Origin of the sequence: Mitsuaria sp. WAJ17 (assembly GCF_014174515.1) — a bacterium.
Classification (GTDB): Bacteria; Pseudomonadota; Gammaproteobacteria; order Burkholderiales; family Burkholderiaceae_C; genus Roseateles_B.
Genome location: NZ_JACJUG010000013.1, coordinates 136088 through 160320 on the forward strand (window position 1 = coordinate 136088; position 24233 = coordinate 160320).

Below are 24233 nucleotides of genomic sequence, written 5' to 3' on the forward strand. Positions count from 1 at the left end.
GCAGAGGGCGCCGGAACTCACGGTTGCGGCGCCCTTCGTCCATCTGGAGACAAGACGATGACTTACCGCGCCCCCGTCAAGGACATGATCTTCACCATGCAGGAGCTCGCCGGCCTGCAGCAGCTGACCGAAGCGATTCCTGAATTCGCGGACTACGGCGTCGAGACCGCCCAGGCCGTGCTGGAGGAATGCGCCAAGCTCAACGAGGGCGTGATCGCCCCGCTGAACTTCGAAGGTGACAAGAACCCCAGCTACTGGAAAGACGGCCAGGTCTTCACGACCCCCGGCTTCAAGGAGGCTTTCAAGCAGTTCGCCGAGGGCGGCTGGCAGGGGTTGCAGCACCCGACCGAATTCGGCGGCCAGGGCCTGCCCAAGACCATCGGCGCGGCCTGCGGCGAGATGATCAACAGCGCCAACATGAGCTTCGCGCTGTGCCCCCTGCTGACGGATGGCGCCATCGAGGCCCTGCTGACCGCCGGCAGCGACGAGCAGAAGTCCACCTACATCCCCAAGCTGATCGATGGCAGCTGGACCGGCACTATGAACCTGACCGAGCCGCAAGCCGGTTCAGACCTGGCCCTGGTGCGCACCCGCGCCGAGCCGCAGCCTGATGGCAGCTACAAGATCTTCGGCACCAAGATCTTCATCACCTACGGCGAGCACGACATGGCCGAGAACATCGTGCACCTGGTGCTGGCCCGCGTGGCTGGCGCGCCGGAAGGGGTGAAGGGCATCAGTCTCTTCCTGGTGCCCAAGTTCATGGTCAATGCCGACGGCTCCCTGGGCGCGCGCAATGACGCCCACTGCGTGTCCATCGAGCACAAGATGGGTATCAAGGCCAGCCCGACCGCGGTGCTGCAGTTCGGCGACAACGGCGGCGCCATCGGCTACCTGATCGGGCAGGAGAACCGTGGCCTGGAGTACATGTTCATCATGATGAACGCTGCCCGCTTCGGTGTGGGCGTGCAGGGCATCGCCATTGCCGACCGCGCCTATCAAAAGGCCGTGCAGTACGCCCGTGACCGCGTGCAGTCGCGTCCGGTGGACGGCTCGGTGGCCGGCAGCGCCGCCATCATCCATCACCCGGATGTGCGCCGCATGCTGATGACCATGCGCTCGCTGACCGAGGGCTGCCGTGCCATGGCCCTGGTGGCCGCCGCCGCCTATGACGCGGCTCATCACCATCCGGACGCGGACACCCGTAAGCAGAACCAGGCCTTCTACGAGTTCATGGTGCCCCTGGTGAAGGGCTACAGCACCGAGATGAGCCTGGAGGTGACCTCCCTGGGTGTGCAGGTGCACGGCGGCATGGGCTTCATCGAGGAGACCGGCGCGGCGCAGTACTACCGCGACGCCAAGATTCTCACCATCTACGAAGGCACGACCGCCATCCAGGCCAATGACCTGGTGGGCCGCAAGACCCTGCGCGATGGCGCGCAGATGGCCAAGGCCGTCGCAGCCCAGATCGAAGGCACCGAGGCCCTGCTGGCCAAGCGCGACAGCGCGGCGGCCAAGGCCATGCTCAAGCAGCTGTCTGCCGCCCGCAAGGCCTTCGTGGAGTCGGCCGAGTTCATCGCCGGCAGCGGCAAGGGCAATCCCAATGCGGCCTTCGCCGGGTCGGTGCCCTACCTGATGCTGGCGGGCAACATGGTGGCAGGCTGGCAGTTGGCCCGTGCCCTGATCGTGGCCGAGGACAAGCTGAACGCAGGCGAGGACCAGGCCTTCATGCAAGCCAAGCTCGCCACGGCACGCTTCTATGCCGAGCACATCCTGCCGCGCACCCTGGCCCAGCGCGATGCCATCGTTGACGGCGCGGACAGCGTCACCGCGATGGCCCTGGACGCCTTCTGATCGAGGGCTTCCACCGCAGGCAAGACCTGACCCTGTATCCGCGCTTGGTGCCAGGTCTTGCCCCCATCTTCCCTGCCTCTTTGATCCGTCTTTCCGGAAGGACTTGGAATGACCGTGCCTGCCCTGTTGAAGCGTCTGCGCCTGCCCGTCATCGGCTCTCCGCTGTTCATCATCAGCAACCCCAAGCTCGTGATTGCCCAGTGCACATCCGGCATCGTGGGGTCCATGCCCTCGCTCAACGCGCGCCCGGCTGCCCAGCTGGATGACTGGCTGGCCGAGATCACCGAGGCCCTGGCGGCGCATGATCGCGCGCACCCGGATCGCCCTGCCGCGCCATTCGCCATCAACCAGATCGTGCACAAGAGCAATGACCGCCTCGAGCAGGACATGGCCGTGTGCGAGAAGTACAAGGTGCCTTTGATCATCACCTCGCTGGGTGCCCGCGAGGATGTGAACCAGGCCGTGCACGCCTGGGGCGGACTGGTGATGCACGACATCATCAACAACAAGTTCGCCCACAAGGCCGTCGAGAAGGGGGCTGACGGCTTGATCGCCGTGGCGGCGGGGGCGGGCGGCCATGCCGGCACCAAGAGCCCCTTCGCGCTGATCCAGGAGATCCGCGAGTGGTTCGACGGCCCGCTGGCGCTGTCGGGCTCCATGGCCACGGGCGATGCGGTACTGGCGGCGCAGGCCATGGGCGCCGATTTCGCCTACATGGGCTCTGCCTTCATCGCCACCGAGGAGGCCCGCGCCGCCGAGGCTTACAAGCAGATGATCGTGGCCAGCAACAGCGATGACATCGTCTACAGCAACCTCTTCACCGGCGTGCATGGCAACTACCTGAAGGGCTCCATCGTCGCCGCAGGCATGGACCCCGAGAACCTGCCGGAGTCCGACCCCAGCCAGATGAACTTCGGCGGGGACTCCAAGAAGGCCTGGAAGGACATCTGGGGCTGTGGCCAGGGCATTGGCTCCATCCGCGAGGTGGTGCCGGCGGCACAGCTGGTGGATCGACTGGAGCGCGAGTACCTCGCCGCGCGCGCTCGCCTGGCGCTGGGCTGATCGTCCTCGCCCTCGCTCAGGCTTCGGGCTGCTGCGGCTCCAATGAGCAGTCGCAGCCCCGGCCTGCGGCGATCCATCGCCGCACGAGCCAGCCGCGCAGGCCCGACGGCTGCGCCCCCAATGCGCCACAGACATAGCGCTGCCCCTCCCAGTGCAGTGCCACGCAGGCCCCGTGCATGCGCCGGCTCAGCAGCATGCCCAGCGGGCAGGGCTCGGCCAGGCAGCAGATGCCGCACCCGTTGCAGGCCTCGCCGACGGCAGGCTTGGTTGGTGCATCGGGTTGGATCTCAATGATGCGAGGGCGGGGCATTCCCTGCACTGTAGCGGGCATGCCGGCGACGCAGTTCATGAGAAAAGCCGCCCTCGGGCGGCTTTGTCCATTGGTGCGGGGTGGGGGCTCAGCCCTTGACGCCCAACTCGCGGAGCCGCTCCTCCAGATAGCTGTGCGCCGTGTATCGATCGCTCAGCACCACCTCATTGCGCGGGTGCAGGAACAGCGGCAGGGAGATGCGGCTCTTCTTCGCGCCTTCGCCGACCGGGTTCACCACGCGGTGGATGGTGGAGGGGTAGTAGCCCTGGGAGGCTTCCTGGAGCATGTCGCCGATGTTGATGATCAGCATGCCGAAGTCGCAAGGCACGTCCACCCAACTGCCGTCCTTGGCCTGGACCTGCAGGCCGGGCTCGTTGGCGGCGGGCAGGATGGTCAGCAGGTTGATGTCTCCATGCGGCGCGGCGCGCAGGGAGCCGGCCGGCTCCTGGCCGGTCAGGGGCGGGTAGCGCAGCACGCGCAGCAGGGTCTGGCGGCTGTCCTTGATCATGTTCGAGAGCGGCTCGCGGTAGTTCTTCGCGATGTCCGCCGGTGTGTGTTTCTCTACCCACGAGAGCAGCTCGGCCGCCAAACCATTGGCCAGGCCGTAGTACTGCATGGCATCGTCCTTGAGTGCCGGCGGGATGCGGCCCCAGGGGTAGATGTGGAAGTACTCCTTGATGTCCTTCTGCGTGAAGCCCTTGGCTGTCTCGGAGATCTCGGTGGAGAACCAGCCGTCCTGCGTTTCCTTGGAGAACGTGTAGCCGGTTTTCTCCTCGCTGTTGAAGAAGCCGAGCCAGTCGGCGTAGATCTTCTCGACCAGCGTCTGGGGGATGGGATGGTTCACCAGCACGCCGAAGCCGGTTTCATGCAGGGAACGGGTGAAGCGCTCGGCGGCATCCGGGGCGCGGTAGTCAACGACGCTGACTTGCATGGGGAGTCCTTTTCTCTTCCCGTCGCCCGGCCATTCAATCGCGGGGCCGTGGCGCGCGCGGGAAGTCTAGGCCATGGGCCCTGAATTCGCAAACGTTTGGCCCCTGAGGGGCGGTTCGGCGGCGTGTGGTCGGGAGGCGGGCGAGTCGTGTAAAAGCCTCAGGACCGCCCACAAGTTGCCGAAGATCAACACGGCCGGCGCATTGGTGGCAGATGGCAAGGGTGTTACAGTCCGGTTCCCTGTGATGGGGATTCGTACCGAAAGCCAGCGGTGGCTCGGGCGCATTCTCAGGTCCTTCCCGTCCCCTTTTCTGGCAACAGCAAAGGCGGGTCGCAATCCGCCAACCGGTCAAGCCGTGTCGCGGAAGGTTGTCCAACCAGCCAACAGTTCTGGAAACCGGAACAAGAGGTGAGCGAAATGATGCAGCAATACAGGTCGAATTCGTACCTGTTCGGGGGCAATGCGCCCTATGTCGAGGAGATGTACGAGGCTTACCTCGACAATCCGGGTTCCGTGCCGGACAACTGGCGCGCCTATTTCGACGCCCTCCAGCACGTCCCTGCCGTGGACGGCAGCGACGCCCGCGACGTGGCTCACGCGCCTGTCATCGAATCCTTCGCCCAGCGCGCCAAGGCCAATGCCTTTGGCAACAAGGCTTCCAGCGCCGACCTGGCCGTGGCCCGCAAGCAGGTGCACGTCCAGTCCCTGATTGCGGCCTACCGCTTCCTGGGCAACCGCTGGGCCGAGCTCGACCCGCTCAAGCGTGGTGAGCGTCCCAAGATTCCCGAACTCGATCCGGCCTTCTACGACCTGAGCGAGTCCGACATGGACATCGCCTTCTCCGCCGCCAACACCTATTTCGGTGGCGAAACCATGAGCCTGCGCCAGATCGTGCAGGCCCTGCGCGAGACCTACTGCGGCACCATCGGCGCCGAGTTCATGCACGGTTCCGACCCCGCCGAGAAGCGCTGGTGGCAGGAACGCCTGGAGAAGCAGCGCGGCAAGCCCAGCTTCGCCGCTGAGGACAAGAAGCGCATCCTCGACCGCCTGACCGCGGCCGAAGGCCTGGAACGCTACCTGCACACCAAGTACGTCGGCCAGAAGCGCTTCTCGCTGGAAGGCGGCGAGAGCTTCATCGCCGCCATGGACGAGCTGATCCAGCGCGCTGGTGAGAACGGCGTGCAGGAAATCGTGATCGGCATGGCTCACCGCGGCCGCCTGAACGTGCTCGTGAACACCCTGGGCAAGATGCCCAAGGACCTGTTCGCCGAGTTCGAGCACAAGGGTGCCCATGACCTGCCCGCAGGCGACGTCAAGTACCACCAGGGCTTCTCCAGCGATGTGTCCACCCAGGGCGGCCCCGTCCACTTGAGCCTGGCCTTCAACCCCTCGCACCTGGAGATCGTCAACCCGGTGGTGGAGGGCAGCGTGCGCGCCCGCCAGGACCGTCGCGGCGACACCGCTGGCAGCCAGGTGCTGCCGGTGCTGGTGCACGGTGACGCGGCCTTCGGCGGCCAGGGCGTCGTGCAGGAAACCCTGTGCATGGCCCAGACCCGTGGCTATCGCACGGGCGGCACGGTCCACATCGTCATCAACAACCAGATCGGCTTCACCACCAGCGACCCGCGCGACCTGCGTTCCACGCAGTACTGCTCCGACGTCGTCAAGATGATCGAGGCCCCGGTGCTGCACGTGAACGGCGACGATCCCGAAGCCGTCGTGTGGGCCGCGCAGCTGGCCATGGACTACCGCACCGCGTTCAAGAAGGACGTGGTCATCGATATCGTCTGCTTCCGCAAGCTGGGCCACAACGAGCAGGACACCCCGGCCCTGACCCAGCCGCTGATGTACAAGAAGGTCGCCGCTCACCCCGGCACCCGCAAGCTCTACGCCGACAAGCTGGTCGCCCAGACCGCGCTGACTGCCGACGAGCCCGACAACATGGTCAAAGCCTACCGCGCCGCCATGGATGAAGGCCGCCACACGGTGGACCCGGTCCTGACCAACTACAAGGGCAAGTACGCCACGGACTGGACTCCCTTCCTGGGCAAGAAGTGGACGGACAACTGCGACACCGCCATCCCCGTTTCCGAATGGAAGCGCCTGGCCGAGCGCATCACCACCCTGCCCAAGGACTTCGTCCCGCACAACCTGGTGCAGAAGCTGATCGCCGACCGTGCGGCCATGGGCCGTGGCGAGATCAACATCGACTGGGGCATGGGCGAGCACATGGCCTTCGCCTCGCTGGTTGCCTCGGGCTATCCCGTGCGCCTGTCGGGCGAGGACTGCGGCCGCGGCACCTTCACGCACCGCCATGCCGTGATCCATGACCAGAACCGTAGCAACTGGGATGAGGGCACCTACATCCCCCTGCAGAACGTGGCCGAGAACCAGGCTCCGTTCGTGGTCATCGACTCCATCCTGTCGGAAGAGGCGGTCCTGGGCTTCGAGTACGGCTATGCCGCTGCCGAACCCAACACCCTGACCATCTGGGAAGCGCAGTTCGGCGACTTCGTCAATGGTGCGCAGGTCGTGATCGACCAGTTCATCGCCTCTGGTGAAGTGAAGTGGGGCCGTGCCAATGGCCTGGCCATGATGCTGCCGCACGGTTATGAAGGCCAGGGCCCCGAGCACAGCTCGGCCCGTCTGGAGCGCTTCATGCAGCTGGCCGCGGACAACAACATGCAGATCGTGCAGCCCACCACGGCCTCGCAGATCTTCCACGTGCTGCGCCGCCAGATGCTGCGCATGTTCCGCAAGCCGCTGGTCATCATGACCCCCAAGAGCCTGCTGCGTGCCAAGGACGCCACCTCGCCGCTGTCCGAATTCACCAAGGGTGAGTTCCAGACCGTGATCGGCGAGTTGGACGCCAGCATCGACGCCGCCAAGGTCAAGCGCGTGATCGCGTGCTCGGGCAAGGTCTACTACGACCTGGTCAAGAAGCGCGAGGAGAAGAAGGCCAGCGACGTCGCCATCATCCGCGTCGAGCAGCTGTACCCCTTCCCGCACAAGGCCTTCGCTGCCGAGATCAAGAAGTACCCGAACGCCGCGGACATCGTGTGGTGCCAGGACGAGCCGCAGAACCAGGGGGCCTGGTTCTTCGTGCAGCACTACATCCACGAGAACATGCTCGACGGCCAGAAGCTCGGCTTCGCCGGCCGCCCGGCCTCGGCCTCGCCCGCCTGCGGCTACGCGCACCTGCACCAGGAGCAGCAGAAGGCGCTGCTGGACCAGGCCTTCGCCAAGCTCAAGGGCTTCGTTCTCACCAAATAAGTCAAAGCGGCCCTGGGTGCCGCTCCTGACTCCGGCGGTTCGGGCGTCCCTCCATGTGACGCCGAACCGGGGGCAGTGAGCGGCCAGCGCAGCAGCAAGCAGAAAGAATCATCATGGCAATCGTAGAAGTCAAGGTTCCCCAACTGTCTGAATCGGTGTCCGAAGGCACCCTGATCTCCTGGAAGAAGAAGCCCGGCGAAGCCGTCGCGGTGGACGAGATCCTGATCGAGATCGAGACCGACAAGGTCGTGCTGGAAGTGCCGGCCCCCAGCGCCGGTGTGCTGGCCGAGACGCTGAAGGACGGTGGCGCTTCCGTCGTGAGCGAGGAAGTCATCGCCCGCATCGACACCGAAGGCAAGGCCGGTGCCGTGGCCGCCCCGGCCGCCGCAGCCCCCGCGGCTGCTCCCGCCGCCGCAGCGCCCGCTGCCGCTGCGAACAAGGGTGACGTGGCCATGCCCGCCGCCGCCAAGATCCTGGCCGAGAAGGGCCTGCAGGCCACCGACGTGGCCGGCTCCGGCAAGGACGGCCGTGTGACCAAGGGTGATGCCCTGGCCGCCAGCGCCAAGCCCGCTGCCGTGGCCGCCCCGGTGGCCGCGCCTGTGGCTGCTGCCAAGCCCCTGCCGACCGTGGCCGCGCCCGTCGCCCAGAACCTGGGTGAGCGTCCCGAGCAGCGCGTGCCCATGAGCCGCCTGCGTGCCCGCGTGGCCGAGCGCCTGATCCAGTCGCAATCCACCAACGCCATCCTGACCACGTTCAACGAAGTGAACATGGCCCCGCTGATGGAGATGCGCAAGAAGTTCCAGGAGAAGTTCGAGAAGGAGCACGGCGTCAAGCTGGGCTTCATGAGCTTCTTCGTGAAGGCCGCCGTCGCTGCCCTCAAGAAGTTCCCCGTGCTGAACGCCTCGGTCGATGGCAATGACATCGTCTACCACGGCTACTTCGACATCGGCATCGCCGTGGGCTCGCCCCGCGGCCTGGTCGTGCCCATCATCCGCAATGCCGACCAGCTGAGCTTCGCCGACATCGAGAAGAAGATCGCCGAGTTCGGCCAGAAGGCCAAGGAAGGCAAGATCTCCATTGACGACCTGACTGGCGGCACCTTCTCGATCTCGAATGGCGGCACCTTCGGCTCCATGCTGTCGACCCCCATCATCAACCCGCCGCAATCGGCCATCCTGGGCGTGCATGCCACCAAGGATCGTGCCGTGGTCGAGAACGGCCAGGTCGTGGTGCGCCCGATCAACTACCTCGCGATGTCCTACGACCACCGCATCATCGACGGCCGCGAAGCCGTGCTGGGCCTGGTCACGATGAAGGAAGCGCTGGAAGATCCCGCACGCCTGCTGTTTGATATCTAAACGATGATGCGCGGCCTCACGGCGGCGCGGCAGGTCCGTCTCCGGTACCTGTGCGCGAGCCCTGAGGCCGTTTGCCAGGCCTCGAACCATCGGGGTCTGCTGCGACAAGGAATCAAGACATGAGCACCAAGAACTTTGACGTCGTCGTGATCGGCGGCGGCCCCGGCGGCTACATCGCCGCCATCCGCGCCGCCCAGCTGGGCTTCAACGCAGCCTGCATCGACGAGTGGAAGAACGAGAAGGGCGGCCCCGCACCGGGCGGCACCTGCACCAACGTCGGCTGCATCCCCTCCAAGGCCCTGCTGCAGTCCTCGGAGCACTTCGAGCACGCCAACCACCACTTCGCCGAGCACGGCATCACGGCCGACAACGTCCAGATCGACGTGGCCAAGATGATCGGCCGCAAGGCCACCGTCGTGAAGCAGAACAACGACGGCATCCTCTACCTGTTCAAGAAGAACAAGGTCAGCTTCTTCCACGGCCGCGGCTCCTTCGTGGCTGCGAAGGACGGCAGCTACGAGATCAAGGTCGCTGGCGCTTCGGAAGAGACGCTGACCGCCAAGCACGTCATCATCGCCACCGGCTCCAACGCCCGCCAGCTGCCCGGCGCCGAGTTCGATGAAGCGCTGATCCTCTCCAACGACGGCGCGCTGCGCATCCCCGCCACGCCCAAGAAGCTGGGTGTGATCGGCTCCGGCGTGATCGGCCTGGAGATGGGTTCCGTGTGGCGCCGCCTGGGTGCGGAAGTGACCATCCTCGAAGCCATGCCGGCTTTCCTGGGGGCCGCTGACGAGTCCGTGGCCAAGGAAGCCGCCAAGGTCTTCAAGAAGCAGGGCCTGGACATCCAGCTCGGCGTGAAGATCGCCTCCGTCACCAAGGGCAAGGACAGCGTCACCATCGCCTACGCCGACGCCAAGGGCGCCGAGCAGAGCCTGGTGGTGGACAAGCTGATCGTCTCCATCGGCCGGGTGCCCAACACCGTCGGCCTGAATCCGGAAGCCGTGGGCCTGAAGCTCGACGAGCGCGGCGCCATCGTCGTGGACGACGAGTGCAAGACCAACCTGCCCAATGTCTGGGCCGTGGGTGACGTCGTGCGCGGCCCCATGCTGGCCCACAAGGCCGAGGAAGAGGGCGTGGCTGTGGCCGAGCGCATTGCGGGCCAGCATGGCCATGTGAACTTCGGCACCATCCCCTGGGTCATCTACACCAGCCCCGAGATCGCCTGGGTCGGCAAGACCGAGCAGCAGCTCAAGGCCGAGGGTGTCGCGTACAAGGCTGGCCAGTTCCCCTTCATGGCCAATGGCCGCGCACGCGCGCTGGGTGACACCACCGGTTTCGTGAAGATGCTGGCGGACGCCAAGACGGACGAGATCCTGGGCGTGCACATCATCGGCCCCTTCGCGTCCGAGCTGGTCTCGGAAGCCGTCGTGGCCATGGAGTTCAAGGCCTCGGCCGAGGACATCGCGCGCATCTGCCACGCTCACCCGTCCCTGAGCGAAGCCACCAAGGAAGCGGCCCTGGCCGTGGACAAGCGCACCCTGAACTTCTGAGTCCCCTCAGAGATCACGGGTTCAAAGGGGCGGCCTCGGTCGCCCCTTTTCACGAGGAATTCGCCGAGACCCCATGAGCAGCGTCACCGAGCTCTATCACCAGACCCTGGCCGAACGCGGCTTCCAGGCCGATCCGGCCCAGTTGCGCGCGATGGCGGCCCTGCAGCGCTGCCAGGACGAATGGGCGGACTACAAGGCCCGTCGCAGCAATGCCGTGACCAAGCTGCTGGTGCGCCCGCCCATTCCGCGCGGCGTCTACATGTTTGGCGGCGTGGGCCGGGGCAAGAGCTTCCTGATGGACTGCTTCTTCCAGGCCGTGCCGCTCACGCGCAAGACCCGCCTGCACTTCCACGAGTTCATGCGCGAGGTGCACCGCGAGCTGCAGGACCTCAAGGGCATTGCCGATCCACTGGACGAGCTGGGCAAGCGCATTGCCAAGCGCTTCCGGCTGATCTGCTTCGATGAGTTCCACGTGGCCGACGTGACGGACGCGATGATCCTGCACCGGCTGCTGGACGCGCTGTTCAAGTACCGCGTGTCCATCGTCACCACCTCCAACTTCCACCCGGACGGTCTCTATCCCAACGGCCTGCACCGCGACCGCATCCTGCCGGCCATCGCCCTGCTCAAGGAGAAGATGGAGGTCATCAACGTCGATAATGGCACGGACTACCGCCAGCGCTCGCTGGAGCATGTGGAGCTCTACCACTGCCCCCTGGACGACAAGGCCGACGCCGCGCTGACGCATGCCTTCGAGAGCCTGGCCGAGGCCAAGGACGAGGACCCGCTGCTGCACATCGAGCACCGCGAGCTGCGTTCGCGCCGCCGGGCCGGGGGCGTGGTGTGGTTCGACTTCCAGACGCTCTGCGGCGGCCCGCGCTCGCAGAACGACTACCTCGAACTGGCCTCGCGCTTCCACACCCTGATCCTGTCCGACGTGCCGGAGATGCCGGTGCGCCTGGCCAGCGAGGCGCGGCGTTTCACCTGGCTGGTCGATGTGCTCTATGACCGGCGCTGCAAACTGGTCATCTCGGCCGCTGTGCCGCCTGAGCAGCTCTACACTGAAGGCCCCTTGGCGCATGAATTCCCGCGCACGGTGTCCCGGCTGCAGGAGATGCAGTCGCGCGAGTACCTGGAACTGGAGCGCCGGGAAGTGGATACTTCTCTGACATGAGCCTGCCTGATCGACAACACCGCCGCGCGCGCCTGGCCCTCGCGGCCGGGCTGGCCTGCTGCAGCCTGGTCGCCGCTGCGGGTGAACGGGGCGAGGACGAGCGCCGGGCGGCCCGCAGCGCGATCGAGCAGCGCTACCAGCAGGCTGTGCGGGATTGCCAGGCCCGCTTCGCCGTCAATGCCTGCCAGCAGGAAGCCAAGCTCGCGCGGCAGCAGGCCCTGCAGCCCCTGCTGGACGAGGAGCTGGCGGAGTCCCTGGCCCAGCGCGAGCAGCGTGCCTCCGAGAGCCGCCAGCGCCTGCGGGTCAAGGCACAGGAGCAAGCCCAGCTGGAGGCCCGGCGCCGCAGCGAGGCGCTGATGGCGGAGCCCCTGCGGCATCGCCCGGAGGCGCCTCAGGCCGCCTCCGCGGCCTTGCGGCCGTCACGGCCGGTGCCCGATGTAGAGAAGCAGCGGCGCGAGGATGAGGCTGCTGCGGCGCAGCGGGCCCGCGACCAGCAGAGCCGCCTCAGGAAGGCCGAGGAGCATCGACGCCAGGCCCTGGAGCGACTGCAGGACCGCGCCCTGCACAAGCCACTGGCGCCGCCCTTGCCGCCCGCGAGCGGCACTTCGGCGCCGCGCTGAACAATCGCAGGCCAGCGCCTCAGCTCAGCGGCTCGACCCGGACCACGGCCAGCGAGAGGTTGTCCCCGCTGCCATGGGCGCGCTGGCGAGCCTTGTTGAGCAGCAGCTCGGCCGCCTCGCGCGGGGGCAGGCTGTGCAGCACGGTGCCCAGCTCGCGCGGATTGAAGTAATGCCACAGGCCGTCGCTGCAGGCCATCAGGCAGTCGCCAGGTTCCAGCGGGCCGATGACGTCGCCCGTGGGCGTCGGGTCCTGCACCGTGCCCAGGCAGCCCGTCAGCAGATTGGATTGCGGATGCGTGGCGGCCTCGGTCTCGCTGATCTTGCCCTCGTCAACCAGGCGCTGGACATAGGAGTGGTCCAGCGTGCGCTTGAGCATGTTGGGGCCGCGGAAATAGTAGATGCGCGAGTCCCCGGTATGCAGCCAGTGGCAGCGCCGGTCCGGCGTGATCAGGTAGGCGGCGACCGTGCTGTGCGGCTCTTCTTCGGCGGAGATGGCCGTCAGCTTGATCATCAGGTGGGCTTCGTCGGCGATCTGGCGCAGCAGGTCCGCAGGGTTTTCGTCTTCCGGGGAGAAGCGCTCGAAGAGCTGCTGGGCCGTCAGAACGACCTGATCGGCGGCCTTGCGACCGCCACTCTTGCCGCCCATGCCGTCGGCCAGCACGGCCAGCACGCAGCCGGCGATGCGCGGGTGACTGATGACCTGGACCTGGTCTTGCTGGTATGTCCGATCACCCCGGTGGATGCCGGTGGCGGCGTTCAGTCGAAATCCAGGGTTGCGGCTCATGCGGTCTCGGGCGAGTTTGCCCAAAACTATAATCGCGATTGAAGGCCGGACCGGTGCATCGGAAGCAATTCCGGGGACCATTCCCCCCGGGTTCCCCACAAATGGACGCAGATCTTCACTCCCTGTCACGCCAATTGATCGAGTTGCGGATGGAGCATGCGGATCTCGACGGCCTCATCGATCGGGTCTCAGGCATGCTGCCAGTGGACGAGTTGCAGCTGCAGCGCCTGAAGAAACGCCGCCTGGCCCTGAAGGACCGCATCGCCCGCCTGGAGCAGGCCAGCGAGCCGGACGAGCCAGCGTGAGCGCCGAGCGGGCTGCGTGCCCGGCCTACAGTCCTGATGTCTTCACCTCCAATTCAACGCTCGGGCCTGCGCCTGACCCCGACGACGCCACGCCCTTGAGCTCCCAGGACCCGGATATCCCCGCCGCCGATTCCGCCCCGCCCAGCGAGTTGGAGCAATGGGTGCAGGCCGCCTTCGACCAAGGCGGGCCACTGTCGCGCGCCGATGCCGGCTACAGCCCGCGTGAGCCGCAGCTGGCCATGACGCAGGCCGTGGCCCGAGCCATCGCGCGGCGGGAGAGCCTGGTGGTCGAGGCGGGCACGGGCGTTGGCAAGACCTTCGCTTATCTCGTGCCGGCACTGCTCAGTGGCGGGCGTGCGCTGATCAGCACCGCGACCAAGAGCCTGCAGGACCAGCTCTTCCTGCGCGATCTGCCGCGCCTGTGCGAGGCCCTGTCGGTGCCGGCCCGCATCGCCCTGCTGAAGGGGCGCGGCAGCTACCTGTGCCTGCATCGTCTTGAGTACGCCCGCCATGGCGCCGAGCTGCCCGACCGGCGCGCGGTGCTGGCCCTGGCGCGCGTGGAGCGCTGGGCCCAGCAGACCCGAACGGGCGATTTTGCCGAGCTGGACGGGCTGGATGAGCGCTCGCCCGTCATCCCCATCGTCAGCTCGACGCGGGAGAACTGCCTGGGCAGCGAATGTCCGCAGTGGAGTTCCTGCTTCGTCGTCAAGGCGCGGAGGGAGGCGATGGAGGCCGATATCGCCGTCGTCAACCACCACCTCTTCTTCGCCGACATGGCCCTGCGCGACAGTGGCGTGGCCGAGCTGCTGCCTAGCGTGGACGTGGCCGTGTTCGACGAAGCCCACCAGTTGACCGAGGCTGGTGTGCAGTTCCTTGGGCAGAACCTGGGTACCTCGCAGCTGCTCGACTTCGCCCGCGACCTGCTGGCGCTGGGCCTCAGTGAGGCCCGCGGCGCGATGGACTGGCAGGCCCTGCACGGGCATCTTGAGCGAGCGGCGCGCGAGCTGCGCCTGGTCTGTGCCGGGCCCTTGAAGGAGCTGCGCGGGCTGATCAAGCTGCGCTGGAACGAGCGGGCAGGGCAGGAGGGGTTTGCCGCGGCGCTGGCCGAGGTCGCCTGTGCGGCGGACGAGGCGGCGCAGGCGCTGGCGGCCGTGGAGAATGGCTCGCCGGATTTCCTGCGCCTGATCGAGCGGGCCGGGCAGCTGTCGGAACGCGCCCATGCCTTCTCGCTCGATCCGGCGCCCGGGGCGGTGCGCTGGATCGACATCAGCCCGCATCAGGCGCGACTGGTGGAATCGCCGCTGGACATCCGCGAGGCCATGCAGGAGCAGCTCAAGGCCGTCCCCAAGGCCTGGATTTTCACCTCCGCCACCCTGGGTGACGATGAGCGCCTGAGCTGGTTCACTGAGTCTTCCGGTCTGACGGACGCACGGGTGTTGCGCGTGGGCAGCCCCTTCGACTACCCCAGGCACGCCCGGCTCTACGTGCCCCGGGGCTTTCCCAAGCCTTCCGAGCCGCATCACTCGGCCAGCGTGGCCGTGCTGGCGGCGCGCTGTGCGCAGGCGCTTGGCGGCCGCTGCTTCGTGCTGACGACCACGCTGCGCGCCCTGCAGGTGATCGGCGACGCACTGAAGACTGAGCTGGAGGCCCTTGGGGCGCCGCTGAAGGTGCTGGTGCAGGGCGCCATCCCCAAACGCATGCTGCTGCAGCAGTTCATGGAGGATCCGCGCGCGGTGCTCGTGGGCTCGGCCAGCTTCTGGGAAGGCATCGACGTGCCGGGCGATGCACTGCAGTGCGTGCTGATCGACAAGCTGCCTTTCCCTCCGCCCAACGATCCGCTGGTGGAGGCCCGCGTGCAGCGCCTGGAGCGCGAGGGTCGCAACGCTTTTGCGGACTACTTCATTGCCGAGGCGGCGATCGCGCTCAAGCAGGGCGGTGGGCGGCTGATCCGCACGGAGAGCGACAAGGGCCTCCTGGTGGTCTGCGACCCGCGCATGGCCGGTATGAACTATGGCCGGCGGTTGCGCGCAGCCCTGCCGCCCATGACGCCCGTGGCCAACGAGGGCGAGGCGCTGAGCTGGCTGCGCAGCTTGGCGTCCGAGCGGGGCCCGGCGGCTCTGGCCGCGGCCTGGACGGCCACTACCGCCGCCGGGGCCCCCCCGGGCGCCTGAGCTGGCCGCCGGCGCCGTGCCGGCCTCGGCCTTGGCTCAGGCCATGAGCCAGGGGGCGACCCGGCCCGGCGCAGCGCGACCATGAAAAAAAGCGCATGCGGCTTTCGCTGTATGCGCCTTGCGGGCGTGCGTCCTGGTGGCCTACCAGAGCTTCCACCACGGCTTCTTGGCAACGCGCTCGTTGCCGGCCAGGTACTGGCTCTGCGGAAAGCTCTTGCGCAGCACGCGTTCGGCGTCGTCGCGCAGCTTGGGCAGGCCCAGCTGTTCGTAGCTGCGGACCATGATGGACAGCGCCTCCTCGGCAGCGGGTGCAGTCTCGAACTCCTTCACCGCGGACTGCGCGCGGTTGACCGCGGCCACGTAGGCGCCCCGGTTGAAGTAGTAGCGGGCGACATGGACCTCGTAGGCCGCCAGGGTGTTGGTGATGAAGTCGATCCGGACAGCCGCGTCCTCGGCGTACCGCGACTCCGGGAACTGCTCGACCAGTTGGCGGAAGGCCAGCAGCGCATCACGCGAGGCCTGCTGGTCGCGCTCGGCCACATCCTGGCTGGCCAGGCGGCCGAAGAGGCCCATGTCCTCGTTGAAGTTGACCGTGCCCTTCATGTAGAGGGCGTAGTCCATGGCCGGGCTGGAGGGGTTGAGCTTGATGAAGCGGTCCAGTGCGCTGATGGCCTGGGCGCGTTCGCCGCTCTTGTAGTAGGCCCAGGCGATATCCAGCTGCGCCTGCTGGGCGAGTACCGTACCGGCCGCACGCCCCTCGATCTTCTCCAGGCCCTTGATGGCCCGGTCGTAGCCGCCGGAAGCCAGGTCTTCCTTGGCCTCTGAGTACAATTTGTCCAGGCTGGCCTGCGAGTTGGGATCCTCCTTGAAGGGGGAAGAGCAGGCCGCCAGGGCCAGCACCAGGCTGCCCGCCAGAACACGGGCGGGCACGGCGTTGAGCCGACGGGCGGGCCTGTCCGCAGACAGCACAGGCACGGAGCCGCTCTGCGTCGGGTGACGCTTCCCCAGGAAATCCATCATGGTCCATTGGCCAGGCGCTCAGGCGCCAGCCCATCTGAAAAAGGAGCGCCGATTATATGGTTCAGGCTTTGGTGGACCTGAAAGCCACGCCAGGTGTCGAGGCCCTCGATCTGGAGGCGGAGGCGCCGGAGGACGTGGGCGCTTCGGAGGTGGAGGTCCGTGAGTCGCGGGTGGAGCGCGAGGCCCAGGGGCAGCGCCTGGACAAATTCCTCGTTGGCATGGCTCCAGAGTTCTCGCGCAGCCATCTGCAGGGCCTGATCGAGCGTGGCCTGGTGAGCGTTCAGGGGCAGGCGCAGACGACGGCCTCGCGCAAGGTCCTGGCTGGCCAGCGGGTGCGCGTGGAACTGCAGCCCACCGAGGAAAGCCAGGCCTTCCGCGCCGAGCCCATGGCGCTGGACCTCCTGTACGAGGATGCCCACCTCATGGTCGTCAACAAGCCTGTGGGCCTGGTCGTGCATCCTGCGCCGGGCAACTGGTCCGGCACGCTCATGAACGGCCTGCTGGCCCACCATGCCCAGGCGGCCCAACTGCCGCGAGCTGGCATCGTGCACCGGCTCGACAAGGACACCTCGGGCCTGATGGTCGTGGGCAAGACGCTGGAGGCGACCGTGGCGCTGTCCCGGATGATTGCCGACCGGCAGGTGCATCGCGAATACCTGGCCCTGTGCCACGGGCGCCTGGCAGCGCCCTTGCATGTCGATGCGCCGATGCGTCGCGACCCGGCTTCGCGCGTCAAGATGGCGGTGGTGCCCGGTGGCAAGCCGGCGCAGACCGATGTCTTCCCGCTGGCGCATACGCCAGACGCGCCCTGGATCAGCGCGGTGCACTGCGTGCTGCACACCGGCCGCACCCATCAGATCCGGGTGCACCTGTCCTGGAAGGGGCATGCCCTGCTGGCCGATGCCCTTTATGGCGGCGCGCCTGCGCTGGGTCTGGAGCGCCAGGCGCTGCATGCGGCCAAGCTGAGTTTTGAGCACCCCATGACGGGCGAGGCGCTGGTCCTCCTGGCGCCGCTGGCGCCGGACCTTGCCCAGGCCTGGCGGCGGGCGGGATTGCCGGAGCCACTCCTCTGACCAGTATGTGCGGCGGGCAGGGTACAATGTTGGCGCAGAGCATGGGTGAAGAGCCCTCGGTCCGGCGGCTCGCTGAGCGTGGCGCTGGATGCGGTTGGGGCCTGACCCATTTCGAGCAGGTGGCTGATGATCGTCCGTGAGGGGCGATCGGCGCCTGAGGGCGAGAGAGAGTTTCGCCGTCCGAGTTGCTGGACTGACCATGTCCCTGAATGCGCCAGATGTGGAGGCAGCCAATGGCCGTCGCGCACCGCCTGCCGCACATCCGGGATCTGCTACAGCGGCATGAGCTGATGTTTGCCCCCGGGCCCCAGGCCCTCCGATAGAACACTGTTGAACACCATGGCCGGCTCGATGAGCAGGTGCTGCCGACACACGCGATGAACACGCAGGAAGCCAAGCGAGTCCTGGAGACCGCGCTCATCTGTGCGCAGCAGCCCCTCACGATCAAGGATCTGCGCAGCCTCTTCGCCGACGAAATCGGTGCGGACAGCCTGCGCATGCTGCTGGACGACCTGGCGCGCGACTGGGAGGGGCGTGGTGTCGAGCTGGTGGCCATTGCCAGTGGCTGGCGCTTCCAGAGCCGGCCCGAGATGCGCGAGTTCCTGGACCGCATGCATCCGGAGAAGCCACAACGTTATTCCCGGGCAGTGATGGAGACCCTGGCCATCATTGCCTACCGTCAGCCGGTGACGCGGGGCGACATCGAGGACATCCGCGGCGTCGTGGTGTCCACGCAGATCGTCAAGCAACTGGAAGACCGCAACTGGATCGAGGTGGTTGGCCACCGTGAGGCGCCGGGTCGCCCGGCGCTCTACGCCACGACGCAGCAGTTCCTGGACGATCTGGGGCTGGCCAGCCTGTCCCAGCTGCCAGCGCTTGAGGCGGCCGGCGAGCCCGGTGCGGCCCTGGTGGAGGCGCTGGAAGGCCAGGGCTCGCTGCTGGAGTCGGGCCCGGCTTCGCAGACGGCAGAGGTCGATGCAGAGGCGGGTGCGGCCCCCCTGGAATCTGGCGCTGCGGCTGAGGAAGCGTCCGTCCAGGCTCCACCGGATGATGAGCCTGGCATGGTCGAGGCGTCGATGCCTGAGCGAGCCGGCGTGCCCGAGGCCCCGACTGAATCGATAGAGACAAGCGAACGAGAAGTGCAAGCAGAAGTAGGCGTCGCAGGCGACGCCACCCAGGTGGTGACCGCCGTCGCCGCCGTCCCCGCTGAGCCCGAGGCCCTGGTGCCGCAGCAAGCTCAGCATCCCGATGTGAATGACAAGGTGCAAGCTGACGCATGAATGCCCATGACACCGATCCGGCCGCCGAAGGCGCGGGCGCGATGAATCCCGAAGCCGAGGCGCCCAAGCGCCGCCGTGCCCCCGCACGCAGCAAGGCCGCCGCCGAGACGGCCGCGCCTGAAGCGGCGGAGCCCGCAGCCGAGACCCCGGCCCCCAAGCCGCGAGCGCCACGCAAGACGGCTGCCAAGAAGGCTGTGGCGACTGAGGTGGCGGCTGAAGTGGCGGCCGCTCCGGAGGCCCCCGCCGCCGAGCCCGCGGCTGAAGAAGCCAAGCCGGCCAAGGCGCGCGCACCGCGCAAGACGGCCAAGGCCGCCAAGGCGGAAGCTGCCGTGGAGGCCTCTGAGACCGCTGAGGCCGCCGAAGTCGTGCCCGTCCAGGCTGCCCAGCCGGTGGCCCATGAGCCGGCCGAGGTGCCCGTCGCAGCCAGCGCCGATGTCGAATCAGCGCCCCAGGCCGCGTCCGTCGAAGAGGGGGATGCCGGCGAAGAGGGGCGGGGCCGGCGCAACCGCCGCCGGGGTCGTCGTGAGCGTGATGGCGAGCGTGGCGAGCGCGGTGCCGAGCGCCCTGCACGTCCTGCCGAGGCCGTGTTCACCCTGGGTGCTGAAGGCGAGGACGCCGAGGGTGAAGCCGCGCGTGGCGAACCCGTGGCCGAGGAGCTGATGGCCCAGGTCGGCGAGCGCTTTGCCGAGCTGCTGTCCGGCGCCTACGATGGCGAGGAGGTGGTGTCGGTTGAGGAGGTCGCCAGTCAGGAGACCAAGCGCGTGCTGGCCCCTGAGCTCGATGCGCCCAAGCTACAGAAGGTGCTGGCCCAGGCCGGCATCGGTTCGCGCCGCGACATCGAGGACATGATTGCCGAGGGCAAGATCTCGGTGAATGGCGAGGTGGCCCACATCGGCCAGCGCATCTCCTTTGGTGACCGCGTGGCCGTCAACGGCAAGCCCATCAAAGTGCGCATCCAGCCACCGGCGCCGCGCATCATTGCCTATCACAAGCCTGCGGGCGAGGTGGTCACCCACAACGACCCGGAAGGCCGCCCCACCGTCTTCCGCCGCCTGCCCAAGCTGCACCAGGGCAAGTGGCAGTCGGTCGGCCGCCTGGACCTGAACACCGAGGGCCTGCTGCTGTTCACCAACTCCGGTGAGCTGGCCAACCAACTCATGCACCCGCGCTTCGGCGTGGAGCGCGAGTACGCCGTGCGCGTGCTGGGCACCCTCAACGAGGAACAGCGCGCTAAGCTGCTGTCCGGCGTCGAGATCGAGGGCCAGTCGGCCAGCTTCAAGAGCATCGAGGACGGCGGCGGCGAAGGCGTGAACCACTGGTATCGCGTCATCATCACCGAGGGCCGCAACCGCGAGGTGCGCAAGCTCTTCGACGCCGTGGGCCTGACCGTCAGCCGCCTGATCCGCATCCGCTATGGCACGGTGGTGCTGCCGCGCGGCCTGAAGCGTGGCGTGTGGGTCGAGCTGGAAGAAGGCGATGTGCGGGTGATCCGCCGCCTGGCCGGCGGCCCGCGTGAGGAACGCGCCGAGCGCGGCGGAGATCGCAACCAGCCGCCTCAGCAGCGTGATCGCAAGAACGGCAAGCGCCGTGGCGACCGCGCCCAGGGCACGGGGCCGCGCCCCAGTCGCCCGCAGGAAGCGCAGCAGCCGCGGCCTGAGCGCAAGGAGCGCTTTGTCGAGCAGCCCCGCGCGCAGGAGCGCTCGCGCGACCGCAGCGATGACGAGGATGACGACTTCATCCCGCGCAACATCAATCCGCTGGAGCAGACCTTCGACCGCCGCTTCGCCAGCGGCAAGTCGCGCGGCATTCCGCAGGGCTTTGGTCGTGGCGGCAGCGGGCCTGATCCGGTGGACCAGGGGCCGCGCGGCGGCAAGAAGGGCGGTGGCGGTCCCCGCGAGCCGGATCCCATGCAGACCTCGGTCGGCTACATCGGCGCCGATGCCTTCCATCGCCGCAGCGGCGGCGGGGGCCGGGGTGGTCGAGGCGGTGGCGGTGGCGGTGGCCGCGGCCGTCGCTGAGCTGGTCCTCGCCAGTCTGGTGGCCGGGCGCGCTTGACCCAGCTCAGGGGCGCCCAGGCAAACAGTCACAAGAGTCAATAGGGGCGGACACCGCCCCCTCATGTTCACGCAGTACAATCATCGGCTTTGCCAAGCCTCAGATTCCAGGAGAAAAAAATGGCCATCGAACGCACCCTTTCCATCATCAAGCCCGATGCCGTGGCCAAGAACGTCATCGGTCAGATCTACTCGCGCTTTGAAGGCGCCGGCCTGAAGGTCATCGCCGCCAAGATGGTCCACCTGTCGCGCGGCGAAGCTGAAGCTTTCTACGCCGTGCACAAGGCCCGTCCCTTCTTCAACGACCTGGTGAACTTCATGATCTCCGGCCCGGTGATGATCCAGGCCCTGGAAGGCGAAGGCGCCATCCTGAAGAACCGTGACCTGATGGGCGCCACCGACCCGAAGAAGGCCGAGAAGGGCACCATCCGCGCCGACTTCGCCGACAGCATCGACGCCAACGCCGTGCATGGCTCCGACGCTCCCGAAACCGCCGCTGTGGAAATTGCCTTCTTCTTCCCCGGCATGAACGTTTACAGCCGCTAAATCGCGCCAAAGCCTCTTGCAGCGAGCCTCAAGGGGCGAGTCGCAACAAAGCCGCCTCAGGAGGCCGTCATCGCGGCCGTGCTGCCTTGTGCAGTGCCTGAGGCGGTCGGCATTTGAATGAAGAGCGCCCTCCGGCCTGCCGCTGCATGCCATGTCCCCCGGGGCCTGGTCATTCGGGGCGGCGCGGCGATTCCTTGAGAGGCAAGACCATGAACGACGCGGTCACCCCACCCGGACTCACGAACCTGCTCGGGTTCGATCTCGAAGGCTTGGCCGCGTACTGCGAGCAGCTGGGGGAGAAGCGCTTTCGCGCGACCCAGCTCTTCCGCTGGATCCATCAAAAAGGGGCGTCTGACTTTGCGCAGATGTCCGACCTGGCCAAGTCCCTTCGGGACAAGCTGGCCACTCGCGCCCACATCCAGGCGCTGCCGGTGATTTCCGAGCAGGCCTCCTCCGACGGCACGATCAAGTGGCTGTTCGACGTGGGGCAGGGCAATGCCGTCGAGGCGGTGTTCATTCCCGAAGACGATCGGGGCACGCTGTGCGTGTCCAGCCAGGCCGGCTGCGCCGTGGGCTGCCGCTTCTGCTCCACCGGCCATCAGGGCTTCAGCCGCAATCTCGAGACCTGGGAGATCCTGGCCCAGCTGTGGTTCGCCGAGCACCATTTGCGCGAGCGGCTCAATACGCCGGATCGTGTGATCAGCAATGTGGTGATGATGGGCATGGGCGAGCCGCTGCAGAACTACGCCGCTCTGGTGCCCGCGCTCAAGGTCATGCTGGATGATCACGGCTACGGCCTGTCGCGCCGCCGGGTCACCGTCTCCACCTCGGGCGTCGTGCCCATGATGGACCGCCTGCGCGAGGACTGCCCCGTGGCCATGGCCGTGTCCCTGCATGCGCCCAGCGATCCACTGCGCGACCAGCTGGTGCCGCTGAACAAGAAGTACCCGATTGCCGAGCTGCTGGCCGCCTGCAATCGCTACCTCGACGCTGCGCCGCGTGACTTCATCACCTTCGAGTACTGCATGCTTGACCAGGTGAATGACACGCCCGAGCAGGCTGAAGAATTGGTGCGTCTGCTCAAGGGCAAGGTGCCCTGCAAGCTCAATCTGATCCCCTTCAATCCCTTCCCGGCCTCCGGACTCAAGCGCAGCCCCAAGGAGCGGGTGCAGGCCTTTGCCGAGGTGCTGATCCGGGCGGGCATCGTCACCACCGTGCGCAAGACCCGTGGCGACGACATCGACGCCGCCTGCGGTCAACTGGCTGGAGAGGTGCAAGATCGCACCCGCGCGCATCTACGCATGGTGCGGCCCGTGGTTGTGGTGAAGAATGCGGCCGACCGTCCTGCTGATGGCGCGAGCTCCGCGCCAGGGCAGCCCACTTCCTGATCCCGAGCTACGCTCCCTCCATGATGACGCCAGCGACCGTGTTTCAGAATTCCCGCTCCCTTCTGCGTCCCGTGATGCTGCAAGGGCTTCTGGCGCTCTCGGCGGTACTGCTGCTGCCGGGCTGTGCCAGCACGGGCTCGGGCAGCTCGGCCGAGCCCAAGACGGAAAGCGACCGCACCGATCTGGACCGCCGGGCCGCGGTGCGGGTCGAGCTGGCGACAGGCTACTTCGCGCGCGGTCAATACAGCACGGCACTGGACGAGATCAAGCTGGCCCTGGCGCTGAAGCCGGAGCAGCGCGAAGCCATCAACCTGCGCAATCTGGTCTATGCCGCCATGGGCGAGACGGCGATGGCCGAGGAGGGCTTCAAGCGCGCCATCGCCACCGCCCCGTCCGATGGTGACGCCAAGCACAACTACGCCTGGTTCCTCTGCCAGCAGGGCCGCTGGGTGTCCTCGCGGGCCCTGTTCGAGCAGGCCATGGCCCTGCCCAACTACCGCGGTGCCGCTCGCTCCCTGCTGGCGCGCGGTGTCTGCGAGGCCCGCAACGGCGAATGGCCGGCTGCCGAGCACAGCCTGTCCAAGGCTTTCGAGCTGGACCCGGCCAATCCCGCCGTGTCCCTGAATCTGGCCGAGGTGCTCTACCACCAGCAGCAGTATGAGCGCGCACGCTTCTACGCGCGGCGCATCAATGCGCAGGCCGAGTTGGTCAATGCCCAGAGCCTGTGGCTGGAGTTGCGCATCGAGCGCAAGCTCAACAATGGCGTGGCGGTGGAAGACCTGGGCCAGCAACTGCGTCGCCGCTTTACCGATGCGGCAGAGACCCAGCGTCTGCGGGAAGGGCGCTTCGATGAGTGAAAGTCAGGTGTTCCCCGAGCAGGATGCCGCGGGCCTGGGCCTCAGGCGCGCCGAGCCGACGACGGCCGGGGCCAAGCTCAAGGCCTTGCGCGAGGCCACCGGCATGCACATAGGTCTGCTCTCTGCCACGCTCAAGGTCCCCCAGGCACGCCTGGAGGCGCTGGAGGGCGATCGCCTTGACGAGCTGCCTGATGCGACCTTTGCCCGAGCCCTGGCCAAGGCAGTCTGCCGCGTGCTGAAGGTCGATCCCGCCGAAGTCCTCAAGCTGCTGCCGGCCACCACGGAGCCGGGTCTGGAACGGGTCAGCAAGGGACTGAACCAGCCCTTCAGGCCCCAGGCCCTGGGCGCGGAGGGCGTGAGCCTGGCCGTACTGCGCAAGCCGGTGGTGCTGGCGCCCTTGGGCCTTCTTGCGGCTGCGGCCGTGGTGTATCTGCTGCCGGCCGATTTCGCTTCACGCTGGCGCACGGCGGCAGGGCCGGTGGCGAGCGAGCCGGCCTTCGAGCCGCAGCCTTCGCCGATGGCCGATGCCGCCTCGGCCGGGATGCCGCCCGCCCTGTCGTCTGCGCCTGCGCAGGGCACCTCGGCAGCGCTGGAGAGTGCCCCAGCCTCGGCAGTGCCCGGCGCGG

20 protein-coding genes are annotated in these 24233 nt (G+C 67.3%); 16 read left to right on the plus strand and 4 right to left on the minus strand.

Annotation, left to right across the window (positions count from 1 at the left end; translation table 11 throughout):
* Positions 1-57 precede the first annotated feature (57 nt).
* Together H5407_RS12690 and H5407_RS12695 are read left to right on the plus strand one after the other, a co-directional pair.
* Positions 58-1851 (plus strand): acyl-CoA dehydrogenase, encoded by a 1794-nt coding sequence (locus H5407_RS12690; RefSeq protein ID WP_183104803.1) that lies wholly within the window; start codon positions 58-60, stop codon positions 1849-1851.
* A 108-nt stretch (positions 1852-1959) separates the two neighbouring features.
* Positions 1960-2913 carry a nitronate monooxygenase family protein gene (locus H5407_RS12695; protein WP_183104804.1) on the plus strand — a complete coding sequence of 318 codons (954 nt, stop codon included), beginning with the start codon at positions 1960-1962 and terminating at the stop codon, positions 2911-2913.
* 16 nt (positions 2914-2929) lie between these two features.
* Here the strand turns inward: H5407_RS12695 and H5407_RS12700 are convergent, their stop codons facing one another.
* Both H5407_RS12700 and H5407_RS12705 read right to left on the minus strand, forming a co-directional pair.
* Positions 2930-3223: a hypothetical protein gene (locus tag H5407_RS12700; RefSeq protein ID WP_183104805.1), complete on the minus strand. Its 294-nt coding sequence runs from the start codon at positions 3221-3223 to the stop codon at positions 2930-2932.
* Positions 3224-3311: 88 nt separating this feature from the next.
* Positions 3312-4154, minus strand: a complete 843-nt coding sequence (locus H5407_RS12705; RefSeq protein ID WP_183104806.1) for an isopenicillin N synthase family oxygenase — start codon at positions 4152-4154, stop codon at positions 3312-3314.
* Between the two features lie 417 nt (positions 4155-4571).
* Here H5407_RS12705 and H5407_RS12710 point away from each other — a divergent pair, with 417 nt between their 5' ends.
* The 5 genes from H5407_RS12710 (at position 4572) to H5407_RS12730 (ending at position 12129) form a co-directional block, all read left to right on the plus strand.
* A complete protein-coding gene (locus H5407_RS12710) occupies positions 4572-7427 on the plus strand; it encodes a 2-oxoglutarate dehydrogenase E1 component (protein WP_183104807.1) in 2856 nt (951 codons plus the stop codon).
* 113 nt (positions 7428-7540) lie between these two features.
* Positions 7541-8785, plus strand: a complete 1245-nt coding sequence (gene odhB / locus H5407_RS12715; protein WP_183104808.1) for a 2-oxoglutarate dehydrogenase complex dihydrolipoyllysine-residue succinyltransferase — start codon at positions 7541-7543, stop codon at positions 8783-8785.
* 119 nt (positions 8786-8904) lie between these two features.
* Positions 8905-10335 carry a dihydrolipoyl dehydrogenase gene (gene lpdA, locus H5407_RS12720; RefSeq protein ID WP_183104809.1) on the plus strand — a complete coding sequence of 477 codons (1431 nt, stop codon included), beginning with the start codon at positions 8905-8907 and terminating at the stop codon, positions 10333-10335.
* Positions 10336-10408: 73 nt separating this feature from the next.
* Positions 10409-11509: a cell division protein ZapE gene (zapE, locus tag H5407_RS12725; RefSeq protein ID WP_183104810.1), complete on the plus strand. Its 1101-nt coding sequence runs from the start codon at positions 10409-10411 to the stop codon at positions 11507-11509.
* Positions 11506-12129 carry a hypothetical protein gene (locus tag H5407_RS12730; protein ID WP_183104811.1) on the plus strand — a complete coding sequence of 208 codons (624 nt, stop codon included), beginning with the start codon at positions 11506-11508 and terminating at the stop codon, positions 12127-12129. The genes zapE and H5407_RS12730 overlap by 4 nt, the downstream gene beginning before the upstream one ends.
* Positions 12130-12148: 19 nt before the next feature.
* On the opposite strand, the gene H5407_RS12735 is transcribed toward H5407_RS12730, so the two are convergent.
* Complete coding sequence (locus H5407_RS12735; protein ID WP_183104812.1) at positions 12149-12913, minus strand: PP2C family serine/threonine-protein phosphatase; 765 nt, start codon at positions 12911-12913, stop codon at positions 12149-12151.
* A gap of 101 nt (positions 12914-13014) precedes the next feature.
* Between H5407_RS12735 and H5407_RS12740 the strand changes: the two genes are divergently transcribed.
* Positions 13015-13218 carry a YdcH family protein gene (locus H5407_RS12740; RefSeq protein ID WP_183104813.1) on the plus strand — a complete coding sequence of 68 codons (204 nt, stop codon included), beginning with the start codon at positions 13015-13017 and terminating at the stop codon, positions 13216-13218.
* A gap of 116 nt (positions 13219-13334) precedes the next feature.
* Positions 13335-15389 carry an ATP-dependent DNA helicase gene (locus H5407_RS12745; protein WP_404935628.1) on the plus strand — a complete coding sequence of 685 codons (2055 nt, stop codon included), beginning with the start codon at positions 13335-13337 and terminating at the stop codon, positions 15387-15389.
* A gap of 141 nt (positions 15390-15530) precedes the next feature.
* Here H5407_RS12745 and H5407_RS12750 read toward each other — a convergent pair whose 3' ends face one another.
* On the minus strand, positions 15531-16409 hold the full coding sequence (locus H5407_RS12750; protein ID WP_255501222.1) for an outer membrane protein assembly factor BamD: 879 nt from the start codon (positions 16407-16409) through the stop codon (positions 15531-15533).
* Positions 16410-16465: 56 nt separating this feature from the next.
* Here H5407_RS12750 and H5407_RS12755 point away from each other — a divergent pair, with 56 nt between their 5' ends.
* The 7 genes from H5407_RS12755 to H5407_RS12785 form a co-directional block, all read left to right on the plus strand.
* Positions 16466-17482, plus strand: coding sequence for an RluA family pseudouridine synthase (locus H5407_RS12755; RefSeq protein ID WP_183104814.1), 1017 nt, complete (start codon positions 16466-16468; stop codon positions 17480-17482).
* A gap of 377 nt (positions 17483-17859) precedes the next feature.
* Positions 17860-18762, plus strand: a complete 903-nt coding sequence (gene scpB, locus H5407_RS12760) for an SMC-Scp complex subunit ScpB (protein WP_183104815.1) — start codon at positions 17860-17862, stop codon at positions 18760-18762.
* Positions 18759-20780 (plus strand): 23S rRNA pseudouridine(2605) synthase RluB, encoded by a 2022-nt coding sequence (gene rluB, locus H5407_RS12765; RefSeq protein WP_255501223.1) that lies wholly within the window; start codon positions 18759-18761, stop codon positions 20778-20780. Before scpB ends, rluB begins: the two co-directional genes overlap by 4 nt.
* A gap of 156 nt (positions 20781-20936) precedes the next feature.
* Entirely contained in the window at positions 20937-21362 is a 426-nt protein-coding gene (gene ndk / locus H5407_RS12770; protein ID WP_183104816.1) for a nucleoside-diphosphate kinase, read from the plus strand.
* A 209-nt stretch (positions 21363-21571) separates the two neighbouring features.
* Entirely contained in the window at positions 21572-22750 is a 1179-nt protein-coding gene (gene rlmN, locus H5407_RS12775) for a 23S rRNA (adenine(2503)-C(2))-methyltransferase RlmN (RefSeq protein WP_183104817.1), read from the plus strand.
* Between the two features lie 74 nt (positions 22751-22824).
* Positions 22825-23607, plus strand: a complete 783-nt coding sequence (pilW, locus tag H5407_RS12780) for a type IV pilus biogenesis/stability protein PilW (RefSeq protein WP_183104818.1) — start codon at positions 22825-22827, stop codon at positions 23605-23607.
* Positions 23600-24233 (plus strand): RodZ family helix-turn-helix domain-containing protein (locus tag H5407_RS12785; protein WP_183104819.1); only part of this gene is annotated, 634 nt, incomplete at its 3' end. The genes pilW and H5407_RS12785, both read left to right, overlap by 8 nt.

Excerpts from the sequence above, each read along its gene's own strand:
- rlmN (WP_183104817.1), top strand. The coding sequence starts at position 21,572 with ATGAACGACGCGGTCACCCCACCCGGACTCACGAACCTGCTCGGGTTC.
- H5407_RS12710 (WP_183104807.1), top strand. The coding sequence starts at position 4,572 with ATGATGCAGCAATACAGGTCGAATTCGTACCTGTTCGGGGGCAATGCG.
- H5407_RS12690 (WP_183104803.1), top strand. The coding sequence starts at position 58 with ATGACTTACCGCGCCCCCGTCAAGGACATGATCTTCACCATGCAGGAG.
- H5407_RS12750 (WP_255501222.1), bottom strand. The coding sequence starts at position 16,409 with ATGATGGATTTCCTGGGGAAGCGTCACCCGACGCAGAGCGGCTCCGTG.
- H5407_RS12730 (WP_183104811.1), top strand. The coding sequence starts at position 11,506 with ATGAGCCTGCCTGATCGACAACACCGCCGCGCGCGCCTGGCCCTCGCG.
- H5407_RS12755 (WP_183104814.1), top strand. The coding sequence starts at position 16,466 with ATGGTTCAGGCTTTGGTGGACCTGAAAGCCACGCCAGGTGTCGAGGCC.
- odhB (WP_183104808.1), top strand. The coding sequence starts at position 7,541 with ATGGCAATCGTAGAAGTCAAGGTTCCCCAACTGTCTGAATCGGTGTCC.
- lpdA (WP_183104809.1), top strand. The coding sequence starts at position 8,905 with ATGAGCACCAAGAACTTTGACGTCGTCGTGATCGGCGGCGGCCCCGGC.
- zapE (WP_183104810.1), top strand. The coding sequence starts at position 10,409 with ATGAGCAGCGTCACCGAGCTCTATCACCAGACCCTGGCCGAACGCGGC.
- ndk (WP_183104816.1), top strand. The coding sequence starts at position 20,937 with ATGGCCATCGAACGCACCCTTTCCATCATCAAGCCCGATGCCGTGGCC.
- H5407_RS12740 (WP_183104813.1), top strand. The coding sequence starts at position 13,015 with ATGGACGCAGATCTTCACTCCCTGTCACGCCAATTGATCGAGTTGCGG.
- H5407_RS12700 (WP_183104805.1), bottom strand. The coding sequence starts at position 3,223 with ATGCCCCGCCCTCGCATCATTGAGATCCAACCCGATGCACCAACCAAG.
- H5407_RS12705 (WP_183104806.1), bottom strand. The coding sequence starts at position 4,154 with ATGCAAGTCAGCGTCGTTGACTACCGCGCCCCGGATGCCGCCGAGCGC.
- pilW (WP_183104818.1), top strand. The coding sequence starts at position 22,825 with ATGCTGCAAGGGCTTCTGGCGCTCTCGGCGGTACTGCTGCTGCCGGGC.
- H5407_RS12695 (WP_183104804.1), top strand. The coding sequence starts at position 1,960 with ATGACCGTGCCTGCCCTGTTGAAGCGTCTGCGCCTGCCCGTCATCGGC.
- H5407_RS12735 (WP_183104812.1), bottom strand. The coding sequence starts at position 12,913 with ATGAGCCGCAACCCTGGATTTCGACTGAACGCCGCCACCGGCATCCAC.
- scpB (WP_183104815.1), top strand. The coding sequence starts at position 17,860 with ATGAACACGCAGGAAGCCAAGCGAGTCCTGGAGACCGCGCTCATCTGT.
- rluB (WP_255501223.1), top strand. The coding sequence starts at position 18,759 with ATGAATGCCCATGACACCGATCCGGCCGCCGAAGGCGCGGGCGCGATG.